The sequence below is a fragment of the Psychrobacter sp. UBA2514 genome, from assembly GCF_002341255.1.
Lineage (GTDB): Bacteria > Pseudomonadota > Gammaproteobacteria > Pseudomonadales > Moraxellaceae > Psychrobacter > Psychrobacter pacificensis.
In genome coordinates, this window is record NZ_DDNS01000020.1 from 1 (window position 1) to 11,639 (window position 11,639).

Here is an 11,639-nt window from a genome sequence, read left to right on the forward strand (position 1 = left end):
TCTATTGTGATTATATGCGCTGCACAGCTGGCTATATAACTAGCGAATGCGTAGTCCATTACAGGCCATTTTTACCGCTTTGATCAATGCCAATGCTTTTTTATTGGTTTCATCCCACTCCGCTTCTGGCACAGAATCAGCAACAACACCTGCGCCTGCTTGGATATGGATTTCACCGCGGCGCATCACTGCTGTACGAATAGCAATGGCGGTATCCATATTGCCATTCCAACCTAGATAGCCCACTGAACCACCAAATACTGTCCGACGTACTGGCTCTATCTCATCAATGATTTGCATCGCGCGAATCTTGGGCGCGCCTGATAGTGTACCCGCTGGAAACGTGGCACAAAATACATCTAGCGTGTCTTTATCAGACCTTATCATACCCTCCACATTGGACGCGATGTGCATGACTTGTGAGTAGCGCTCAATAAACATCTTGTCTGTAACTTTGACACTGCCATATTCACAAACACGGCCGATATCATTGCGACCCAAATCAATAAGCATTAAGTGTTCGGCAGTCTCTTTTTCATCAGTGAGCAGCTCTTGTTCAAGTGCCAGATCCTCCGCTTCATTCTGACCACGCTTGCGCGTCCCTGCTAGTGGCCGTACGGTGACTTTACCGTTTTCGATACGGGACAGGATTTCAGGAGAGGCGCCAATGATATCAAAGCGTTTGTGATCATCAAGCGTATAGCCATGCACCAAAAACAGATACGGCGATGGATTTAGATAGCGTAATGCACGATAGACGGCTAGAGAGTCGCCTGTGTAATTTGCCGTCAACCGCTGTGCTGGAACCACCTGCATGACGTCGCCTGCTGCGATATAGTCTTTTATTTTCTTAACGTCGCTGCAGTACTTTTCCATACCGGTTTGCGAGATAAATTTTGGTGTGGGCATCACTGGCGCGGACAAATTGGACGGTTCTGCCAACTTCTCTTCGATTTTTTCCAACTCACGGATAGCTAAGCTGTAGCCCTCCTTGGTTTGACAGTCAGCATAGACGATGATCGATAAGGTATTTTCTAAATTATCAAAAACAATGACACTCATGGAAAGCATCAGTCACATATCTGGCATCGACATCGGATTGGGTGCGTCAGATAGGCCCACACTAGGCTCAATGATACGTACCATGTCGTAACCAAAGTAACCAAAGTAACCGACTAGGCCGCCGCTAAAACTTGGCATGGTGGGCACATCTTCAGCAGTCGGCATCTGATACTGCGCCATCAGCTGACGGATATAATCAAAAGGATTCTCTACTGCTGCTGTATCGATATGATCGTTCCGCTTGGTAGTCATATTGCCATCAGCGTACTGTAAAATAAGATCACTACCCAAGCCGATCATCGAGTATCTTGCCCAGCGCTCACCGCCTACCACAGACTCAAACAAATATGCAGAGCCGTTTAAATCACGTACTTTGGAAAACACAGACACTGGCGTCTGTGCATCCATCAAACGTTTTTTGACTAAGGGTGCATGACTAAAACCCCGATCTTTAAACGCTTGATATTCTTGGAAAGTCATCATAGTAACGCTCTCTTAGCAGCAGAATGGCAAAAAATAAAACAGTGGACTGAACCATAAAATATAGCGCCAACACCGTATTTGAATGTTAGCGCTATAAAAAGCAGTTTGTCTGAATGACGATTCATACAGCAGTTAAGTTAAGGCCTCAACCTTCATAAACTAACTGAGGTAACGGACTGCTTATCAATCAGGATAGCTATGGATAAACGCTTGTATTCAACCTACGGATCGATGTCACTACATAACGCCCATGTTAAATAGCCATAATGCCAAGCCAATAATCAAAATGGCAGCAAATACCCATATAAACCAACCACCACTAGATTTTTTCTCTACTTGTCCTGTATGAGCTGGATTACTGATTTCTTGATCCATCGCGTTGTTGCCTTGGGTGCCAAGATCATGAGCCTGCCCTAAATTTGCCGTACCCGAAAATTGCGAGGTCGCTGCTTGCTTGGCTTTTAAAACCTCAGGATCGGCTTCTTCTTGTAATTCAGTCTTTGTCGTTTTGTCGTGCTCTTCACTTACTACTGGTTTTTCATTTACTACAGGTTCTTCACTTACTGTTGGCTGCGATACTGTTGGTTCATCATAAGTAGATACTGTTGGGGTCAACGGCTCTGCAGTCGTCACAGCTTCTGACTCCGTTACAGTTGACTCAGGCGTCTCAGATACAGACGTCTCAGATACAGGCGTTTCAGATACAGGCTCTGACTCTTCTGGTGCTGTTTCAATCGATGCAGGCGTAGCACTTTGTGCAGCCGACAAGACATCCTCAATACCTGTCTCTTTAACTACTGGCTCTTGAGGCGCTGGTTCAGCCACTTCCGCTCTGTCAACTACAGGCGCACTTGCTGAATCTACTGCGGTGTCTGAAGTAGTATCGACAGATGGACTCTGTGCATCCTCTGCAGCGGGTAAAATCTCTTCAATATTCGTTTGCTTTACGATTGGTTCGCTGACGATATGCTCTTCGATGATATATTCATCATGCAAATTCTCAGTAGTTTCTGCTGGGGCAGTCTCATCACTGACACTACTTACTGTATCGTCCGTTATGACTGGCTCTAGTGTCCCATCTGCTGTAGCAGCGACAGGCGCTTGCACCTGAAAACTAAAGCTTGCAAAACCAAGCGTATCCTCAGCCTGTAGAAGGTTTGATTCGTTGCCCGCGATACGTTGATCATTGATAAAGGTACCGTTAGAAGAGTCTAAGTCTTTTACGTATAACTGACCATCAAGTATGCTTAGAATGGCATGATTGCGAGATACTTGCTTGCTGCCGAGTACCACATCATTGTCACCGCCGCGACCAACAGACAAGCTATCCTCGACTGTCAGTGTCAGATCGCCCAGCGCCTCTGTTAATGCATTTAATTGCCATGTGCTGGCTTGTGCTGCCGTGCTCACACTATCTGTATTATCCGTCATCTTGTTACTCCTTATTTTTTCTATTAATTTTCAAACGATTTTAAGCAAATTACTGTCAATTTTTATTCACTGACCACTCTATGATAGAGAGCATAATTAGTGGTCATGTGCTTGATCTATTTTGGTATAAAGTGAGGCTTGATGACCTTATCAAGCTGGCTATACGGAATGCTCAATACCGGCATACCGTAGGCGTATGGACCGATAGAATAGTGCTGATAACGAATGTTAATCCCTGTCTCTGTCAAGGTCACATTGTCGCTCAACACAAACGGCCAGCTTTTCTCATAGCTACTGACATCATCAGCGACGGTCTTTACCCATGCTTTATACGCATCATGCGCGAGTGCTTCAAAACGAGGTTTTTTGCCTTTGATCAGCATGTCATCAAGAGTGACTTGTTTTTTGGTGGTCAGATCAAACGTTAGATACTCGCTATAAGGCATGCCGTGTGCACCACCAGTAAAGACGTAGGAGTTGATTTCGAACAGCTCAAAGTTATTGACGTGACCCAAGTAATCAGGCGTCACCATCAAGCTATAAGCCCACGAAACCTCTTCAGGCATATCTTGAAACTGCGATGTCGCAAAGTCATTAATCGCAGCAGTTACGTCTTCCTGGCTGCTTTTCGTCTTAATAGGTGCTGACTCAGTTGGCTTGCTATTCACCACCAAATTATCAATACGTGCATTGACTGTCTTATCTATCCAACCATGATTTGTCTTAAGGTATTTAATCTCAATTTCTGGGCAATTATCACGCTCAGTACACATCTTTTGAATTTTTTCTGGTAACTGATAATCGAGATACTCTGCTGAGCTGATAAGGCTACCTGCATTTGCGGACAGACTAGCGGCACCCATCAGTAAACCGCTTGCTAAGAGACCAATTCGCCGTGTACGCCCTACTCTGCCTAAAGAAATATGCGTCAGCGTGAACCTATTAAGATGAGATTGAACCATAGCTTTCATGCATCCTCTTTTATAAATATAAAATGTTGTAATACATTCTACCGTAACAATGACGCTGTATTGTAGGAACACTGTTTGTGTTTTTGAAGTGTTGCTATAGTCGGTTCACTATAAAATCGATACAATAAGATTAAACGCTATTTTGCGCAGCCTCTGGAGACGTAGTCACAGCAAGCAAGAAAAATAGCGTTTAATCAAATGAATTTATTATCCTGTATCGTTTTTATTTAGACTTAACTATAATCACTCAAAACCTCTCTTGACTCATTTGCCGCATAAATAACGGACAATAAAAAAGACACGGCTAGCGTGTCTTAATCATTGAACAATAAGCGATGCAGGTATATTTGATACAAATAATCTTAATGCTCACGCGTGCTGCTAAAGGTGATCTCTGGATAACGATCTTGCATCAATTGTAAGTTGACCCGTGATGGCGCAAGATAAGTCAGATAACCACCACCATCGATTGATAACTGGTCATGGGCTTTTTTCTTGAACTTTGCCAAAGCCACGTCATCATCGCAGTGAATCCAGCGTACAGTGGCAATCGATACTGGCTCAAAGGTACATTGCACTTTGTATTCTTCTTTGAGACGATGCGCGACCACTTCAAACTGTAGCACCCCAACCGCGCCCAAGACCAAATCATTATTGATTTGCGGCATAAATACCTGCGTGGCACCCTCTTCACTTAATTGCTGTAGTCCTTTTTGCAGGGCTTTTGATTTAAGCGGATCTTTTAGTACCACGCGGCGGAACAATTCAGGAGCAAAATGAGGAATACCGGTAAAGCTCAGCTCCTCGCCTTCAGTGAAGCTATCGCCGATAGAGATCGTTCCGTGGTTGTGTAAACCAATGATATCGCCCGGATAGGCTTCTTCTAGCGCCTCACGGTCGCCTGCCAAAAAGGTCAAGGCATCGGCAATACGAACGTCTTTACCCAGACGCACGTGCTTCATTTTCATGCCCTTCTCGTACTTGCCAGAGCACACGCGCAAGAAGGCGATGCGGTCACGGTGACGTGGATCCATATTTGCCTGGATCTTAAAAACAAAACCTGTGAAATCGGTCTCGGTTGCTGATACTTTACGCTCAGTCGTTGGATGGGCTTTTGGTGGCGGCGCGTATTTGACCAAGGTATCGAGTACCATGTTGACACCAAAGTTACCCAATGCCGTGCCAAATAAAACTGGCGTCATCTCACCTGCCAAAAACGCCTCTACATCGAACTCTTCTAACGCCATCTGTACCAGCTCGAGTGACTCCTCAAAAGCATCAAACATCAGCTGACCTAGACGCTCGCGTATATCAGGATAATCATAGCCTTCGCGTGTCTCAGAGACGGTCATCTTACCGCCATTGCCTTTCTCGTATAAGTAGGTTTTGTCTTCTGCAAGGTGATACACTCCAACAAAATCCTGTCCCATACCAATCGGCCACGTGACGGGCACGCATTTAATCTTTAGTACCGCTTCGATTTCACTCAGTAGCTCAAGCGGCTCACGAATCTGGCGATCGAGCTTGTTGACGAAAGAGATGATTGGCGTATCGCGCATGCGACAAACTTCCATCAGCTTGATGGTTCGTTCTTCGACACCTTTTGCGCCATCGACCATCATCAGTGCGCTATCCACGGCAGTCAACGTACGATAGGTATCTTCACTAAAGTCGGCGTGACCTGGGGTGTCTAGTAGGTTGACCATGTGGTCTTTGTACGGGAACTGCATGACAGAGGTGGTGATTGAGATACCGCGCTCTTGCTCCATACTCATCCAATCTGAGGTGGCATGACGATCGGTCTTACGGCCTTTGACTTCGCCTACGACCTGAATCGCTTGTCCCCATAACAACAGCTTTTCAGTCATGGTGGTTTTACCAGCATCGGGATGCGAGATAATGGCAAAGGTGCGGCGCTTGGCCACTTCTTTGTTGAGTTTTTTTGGATCTACGCTCATAGTTTTCAGCTTCAACAGTTGTGTCATTTAGAAGTCAATCTAAATAAATAAAATCAATAATGAGCGTATTGTAGCCGATTTCGCGTTATAGTGCAGAGTTCACGCACAAAAAACACGCTCTATCAGTCAGACAAAGCGTGTTAACAAAATTTTTAACCGTCAGCGTAGGGCTTGCTTGATTTTAATAATAGCGCTTGATTTGCTCCGCTAAGAAGTCTCCTGCGACCTCATTGACAAGCGTACAATCTACCACGCCAAAGCGGCTATCTATATTTGGATCGGTGCTACCTTTGGCAACATAATTTGCCTCATAAATATCCTTCCCATATTCAACACCACTATATTCATAGGCAGGTTGATTTTTGTATTCAAAGAACATCACTTGCGCCGCTTTTTGCTTATTTGCTATACCAACACCAAACTGAGAGGTTCTATGATCTCTGTCGTCACTAAAGCGTTGTTTAGCAGCTTCGATCCATTTCTCCAATGACGAATAGCCTGTCTTATTTTTGTCATTGAAAGCCAAAAATGAGCGCTCGCTTGTCACGACTGGAATGTAACAAACGGAGCCTTCAGGGAAAGCAATATTAGATGGAATATTGGCATAATTACTCAAATCGGTGAGAATACCGCGGCGCTCTTCAATACTCGTGCCCGCGCTATAACTATTGGCACTCAATCCAGACAAGTTCAGTGTTTGATAGGTGGTTTGATAGTCCAGTTTGTTATTACTGTTTTTTTCATAAATAGGACGCTTGACCGTGCGACCATTGACTTCGATGTCTTTGTTTTCGAGTCGACCTTCGAAATTATCTGCCAATATGGTTCTGTCTAAATCATTGAGACTCTGGTTGCTATAACTGTTAATGAGATTGGTGGTTTTGATCTCGCGTGCGCCTGTGCGATAGGTCTCATCGATGCGTGCAATAGCAGTATCGTTGGCCTTACTGTCATAGCTATTAGCAAAGCTTGTTACCGTAATACGATTACTATTATTGCCATAAGTGCCGTTATCTTCTTCACAGCCTATGAGCGCAAGCATTGTCCAGAAGAAAACACCAGATATCGCAACCACTCTATTCATCGAACAATGTCCTTATGATTTAGATTTTTTATCACCAGCAGGTATTGCTACTGTAGATAGCTCCGAAAGTCATATTTACAAACTTGTCGTAAAGATTTACTACCGACTTACTGAGCTGTTTTAATGATTTGTTATCCTAGGTTGGTTATTTGGCTTTACCACGAAAATCTAAAAACCAAAACAAAGGATGTGTTATGAAAACTTTATATTCAACCAAAGCGACTGTTACTGGCGGCCGTGCAGGTTCAGCAAGCTTAAGTGACAATGACCTGACTATAAACATGGTACCACCAGGCTCTGGAAAAGAGGGCAATAACCCAGAACAACTATTTGCCATGGGATACAGTGCCTGCTTTGATGGCGCCCTTGCAGCTGTTAAGCAAATGGAAAAAGCAAAGTTTGATTCAACCACTTCAATTGAAGTAGATTTGCTTCAAGGCGAAGGCCATGACTATAAACTGGCTGCTAAAATTCATGTCATTGGTGAAAATACAGAATTGTCAGCTGACGAGTTTCAACAGTTAGTCGAGAAAGCGCACCAAGTGTGCCCATATTCTAAAGCCACACGCGGCAACATCGATGTTGAAGTCACCTCAGAAGTAAAGTAACGTATTATGAGACTCATTATCAACAATTAATTAAGAAAGTAGTTAATTAAAAATACGTTAATTATAGAAGAACTCAGCTGGTCTGGGTTCTTTTTTTGTTTGAAATTTTGGTGAAAAAATAAAACCGCCAGAACATCTCGTAACGGTTAAGCAGTTCGGCACGCACTGTTTTTATCGTTATAATAAGAGCATATTTTTATCTAATAGCTGATAAGTGACTTTTATGACTGATAATATAGCTGACAATACCGCCGATAACGACCACAACTCCCATCAAGCACTCGATCCTAAAGCCTTACCGAATTTTGACGATATGCCAAATGTGGCACTGATGGATACCAGTCATGTAGACAAAGATCAGCCGCCCTTTATCTTAGTCGACGGCTCGTATTATCTGTTTCGCACCTATCATGCCCTCCCAAAGACCATGCAAAACTCGCAGGGTCTAATCACCAATGCGATACGCGGTACCTTGAATGCGCTGCTCAAACTCATGCGTCGTTATCACCCTACTCATATGGCCGTCTGCTTCGATACCAAGTCACCGACTTTTCGCCATCATATGTCGCCTGACTATAAGGCCGCTCGTCCGCCTATCGACATAGAGCTGGTAGAGCAAATTCCTTATATTCATCGTTTGGTCAGCGCCTTGGGTATTCCGCTATTACGTATTGAGGGTGCAGAGGCCGATGATATCATCGGTACACTTGCCCATCGAGCCGTCGAGCAAGGTCACCATGTGGTCATCTCAACGGGTGATAAAGACATGATGCAGTTGGTTAATGATTGCGTCATCTTAGAAGACAGCTTTACTGGTAAAGTCACGGATACACCAGCGGTAATCGATAAGTTTGGTATTAACCCAAACCAAATGATTGATTTCTTAACGCTCATGGGCGACAGCTCTGATGGGATCAAAGGCGTGCCAGGTATCGGTAAAAAGACCGCCAAAGACTTGTTGGTTGAGTATGGTGACATCGACAACATGCTCAAGCACATTGGCTTTATCAAAGGCCGCGGCGCAAAAGGTTTGATCGAACACGCCGATGATATTCCTTTTAACAGAAAGCTTGCTACCATCGTCACCAATTTGGAAATCGGCCAAGATTGGAATGATCTCAAAATCAACACCGATCCTTGTGCGCATATAGAGGAGCTTCGCGCCCTATATACCGAGCTTGAATTTAGAAATGAGCTGGCATCTCTTGATCATCCAAACCATCCTGCGAATGGCGCGCAAAGTGTCGCTGATAGCCAAGCAGACGCTGAGTCACAAGCGCAAGTTGCCAAATCGCTGCAATCGACCCATATTGATAATATGACGGGCAGTAACCATCAAGATAAAGCGTGGCATACTGTGCTCGACGAGCCTGCGTTTGATAGCTTGGTCGAATTATTAGAAGCAGCTCAGCACCTTGTTATCGATACCGAAACTACCAGCGTTCATTGGCGTGACGCGCAAATCGTCGGGCTGTCTTTTGCTGTACAAGCTCACGAGGCCTATTATATCCCGCTCACCCACCGCTTAGAAGGTGATGAGCTAACAGCGAGACAACTCGACCGCGATACCGTACTGGCGCGCTTAAAGCCTGTGTTAGAGAATCCAAATATCGGTAAAATCGGACAGCATCTAAAGTACGATGCGCATATCCTTGCTCACTATGATATCGACCTAGTCGGTGCGATACATGAGCAGCCAAATAACTGGGCGATGGATACCATGCTGGCAAGCTACGTTATCAATGCGGCAGCGACTCGACACGGTATGGACGATTTAGCACGCCATTATCTGCAAACGCAGACGATTGGCTTTGAGGAAGTCGCAGGCAAAGGCGCGAAGCAAGTCACCTTTGACCAAGTGGCTATCGATATTGCGAGTGACTATGCTTGTGAAGACGCTGATATTACTTATCAGTTATTTGACGTGTTCAGCGTTGAGTTGGCTAACGATGCCAATAATGCCAAATTGCTACACGAGCTAGAGATTCCAACGGCAGAGATACTTTGCCAAATGGAAGCAAACGGCATTCTCATCAAACGCTCTTTCTTAAACGAGCTATCAAAACGCTTTGATGAAGAAATCATCGCGCTAGAAAAACGTGCTTATGAAGTGGCTGGCGAAGAGTTTAACTTAGGATCACCGAAGCAGCTTGGTGAGATGCTGTTTGACAAGCTTGGCGTGCCGGGTGGCAAAAAAACCAAATCTGGTCAATACTCGACTGGTGAAGCGGTTCTATCAAAAATCGATCACCCATTAGTCGATATCACCTTAGAGTATCGCGGGCTGTCTAAGCTAAAAAGCACCTATACCGATGCACTCGATAATGTTGCAGATGCTGAGACCGACCGCGTGCATACCAGTTACCATCAAGCACTGACCAGTACTGGCCGTCTGTCATCAACTGATCCTAACTTACAAAATATTCCCATTCGTACTGCGACGGGCCGCCTGATTCGCCAAGCCTTTATCGCCCCAGAAGGTCGCGTGATCTTGGCCGCGGATTATTCACAAATCGAACTTCGTCTCATGGCGCATTTCTCAGGTGATAAGAACTTGACGCACGCTTTTAACGAAGGGTTAGATATTCATGCTGCGACTGCTGCTGAAGTGCTTGGCAAGGACGTTACGGACGTTACCTCAACTGAACGTCGTAATGCCAAAGCCATTAACTTTGGTCTGCTATACGGGATGAGTGCCTTTGGACTTGCCAAGCAATTACAGATGAGCCGCGGTGAAGCGCAAGACTATATCGATATGTACTTTGAGCGCTATCCGGGTGTCAAAAACTATATGATCAACACCCGTGCTAGCGCGTACGAGCAAGGCTATGTCGAGACGATATTAGGCCGTAAACTCTATACCCCTGATATCAATCATGGCAATCGTATGGTCAAGCAAGGCGCTGAGCGTGCCGCAATCAACGCGCCGCTACAGGGATCTGCCGCTGATTTGATTAAGCTTGCCATGATTGCCGTTGATAAGGTATTGCCAAAAGATCAAGCCAAAATGCTGCTGCAAGTCCATGATGAACTGGTGTTTGAAGTGGATGCCGATAAGGTAGACGCGGTTAGCCAATTGATTACCGATGCCATGCAAGATGTCTTGACGACTACGGCCGTAGATAAAGGCTGGCATGTCGACTTTGCTGTACCGTTACTGGTTGAGACTGATAGCGGTCAAAACTGGGATGAGGCGCATTAATCATTGATTTGGTCAACTTAGAACGCTAGCGAGCTTAAAGATATTATGGGTTATGATGGGTTTTGAAACCCACTGTATCATCTATATAAACAACCACTTATGACTACTTGGTTATATTCTATGACGTTATTATTACCATATTGGGTTATAATAGCGTCATAGTAGATTATGCATATTTCGTTAGATGTTTTTTGGTTTAGAGTGAGCCTACGGGCTCACTTTTTTGTTTTTGACACATTTTTTTGATACGCAGGAGCCAGTTATTTTGAGTTCAGATGGCATTATTGAAATTCCTGGTATGATCTTGCTATTTGTCTGTTTACTGCGTTGCACACAGTACATGATAAAAAGTCATATCAAACACATTCAGGCCTTTTGGTTGGCAGCCGCACTTGTATTTTTTACCGTCATTCGTCGCGAGCTAAACTATCTACCAGATTTGTTGGTTCCGAGCGATTTCTCGTTTTTAAATCACTCTTATGATTGGTGGGAAGACAGTGTGCTGACCGTTATCTATCTCGTCGCGCTTGGCCTATTAGCTTATTCGAGGCACTACCTATGGGCAGTATTAAAGAATGTGCCGGTCTCGCTCTACCTCATCGTTACCGCGCTGGCAATCATTCAATATATGGGCGAGAACGCCATTATGTTCCCGCCTACATTTGGTGAAGTTGTCGAAGAGTTGGCTGAGACTGTCATCTATGGTATTGCCTTGACGTATTTATGGCGATTTAAGCTGGCTGATTATGAATCATGTCTTGTGCAGAAATTAAACTATGAGCTCAAACACGCTGATAATTAAAATCATAGTAACGATACTATTAGGGCGTGTTGAACATT

The 11,639-nt window shown here is 44.6% G+C and carries 7 protein-coding genes and 1 pseudogene; 3 read left to right on the forward strand and 5 right to left on the reverse strand.

Features of this window, described 5'->3' with window-relative positions:
• Positions 1-39: 39 nt before the first annotated feature.
• The 5 genes and pseudogenes from B3V51_RS06905 to B3V51_RS06925 all read right to left on the reverse strand — a co-directional run bounded on the left by B3V51_RS06905 (position 40) and on the right by B3V51_RS06925 (position 6,989).
• Positions 40-1,545, reverse strand: a pseudogene (locus tag B3V51_RS06905) (anthranilate synthase component I family protein).
• A 237-nt stretch (positions 1,546-1,782) separates the two neighbouring features.
• On the reverse strand, positions 1,783-2,976 hold the full coding sequence (locus B3V51_RS06910) for an FHA domain-containing protein (RefSeq protein ID WP_286708156.1): 1,194 nt from the start codon (positions 2,974-2,976) through the stop codon (positions 1,783-1,785).
• A gap of 116 nt (positions 2,977-3,092) precedes the next feature.
• On the reverse strand, positions 3,093-3,947 hold the full coding sequence (locus B3V51_RS06915; RefSeq protein ID WP_286708157.1) for a DUF3298 and DUF4163 domain-containing protein: 855 nt from the start codon (positions 3,945-3,947) through the stop codon (positions 3,093-3,095).
• A 362-nt stretch (positions 3,948-4,309) separates the two neighbouring features.
• A complete protein-coding gene (locus B3V51_RS06920; RefSeq protein WP_071003680.1) occupies positions 4,310-5,905 on the reverse strand; it encodes a peptide chain release factor 3 in 1,596 nt (531 codons plus the stop codon).
• A 181-nt stretch (positions 5,906-6,086) separates the two neighbouring features.
• On the reverse strand, positions 6,087-6,989 hold the full coding sequence (locus B3V51_RS06925) for a hypothetical protein (RefSeq protein ID WP_212563876.1): 903 nt from the start codon (positions 6,987-6,989) through the stop codon (positions 6,087-6,089).
• Between the two features lie 194 nt (positions 6,990-7,183).
• On the opposite strand from B3V51_RS06925, the gene B3V51_RS06930 reads away from it, so the two are divergent.
• The 3 genes from B3V51_RS06930 (at position 7,184) to B3V51_RS06940 (ending at position 11,601) form a co-directional block, all read left to right on the forward strand.
• On the forward strand, positions 7,184-7,597 hold the full coding sequence (locus B3V51_RS06930) for an organic hydroperoxide resistance protein (RefSeq protein ID WP_071002265.1): 414 nt from the start codon (positions 7,184-7,186) through the stop codon (positions 7,595-7,597).
• Between the two features lie 223 nt (positions 7,598-7,820).
• On the forward strand, positions 7,821-10,799 hold the full coding sequence (gene polA / locus B3V51_RS06935; RefSeq protein WP_414706372.1) for a DNA polymerase I: 2,979 nt from the start codon (positions 7,821-7,823) through the stop codon (positions 10,797-10,799).
• A 265-nt stretch (positions 10,800-11,064) separates the two neighbouring features.
• Positions 11,065-11,601: a hypothetical protein gene (locus tag B3V51_RS06940; RefSeq protein ID WP_212563878.1), complete on the forward strand. Its 537-nt coding sequence runs from the start codon at positions 11,065-11,067 to the stop codon at positions 11,599-11,601.
• The last annotated feature ends 38 nt before the right edge of the window (positions 11,602-11,639 follow it).

What these genes read in the sequence shown, in the direction of transcription:
- B3V51_RS06910 (WP_286708156.1), bottom strand. Translation starts at nt 2,976, where the DNA reads ATGACGGATAATACAGATAGTGTGAGCACGGCAGCACAAGCCAGCACA.
- B3V51_RS06915 (WP_286708157.1), bottom strand. Translation starts at nt 3,947, where the DNA reads ATGAAAGCTATGGTTCAATCTCATCTTAATAGGTTCACGCTGACGCAT.
- B3V51_RS06920 (WP_071003680.1), bottom strand. Translation starts at nt 5,905, where the DNA reads ATGAGCGTAGATCCAAAAAAACTCAACAAAGAAGTGGCCAAGCGCCGC.
- B3V51_RS06925 (WP_212563876.1), bottom strand. Translation starts at nt 6,989, where the DNA reads ATGAATAGAGTGGTTGCGATATCTGGTGTTTTCTTCTGGACAATGCTT.
- B3V51_RS06930 (WP_071002265.1), top strand. Translation starts at nt 7,184, where the DNA reads ATGAAAACTTTATATTCAACCAAAGCGACTGTTACTGGCGGCCGTGCA.
- polA (WP_414706372.1), top strand. Translation starts at nt 7,821, where the DNA reads ATGACTGATAATATAGCTGACAATACCGCCGATAACGACCACAACTCC.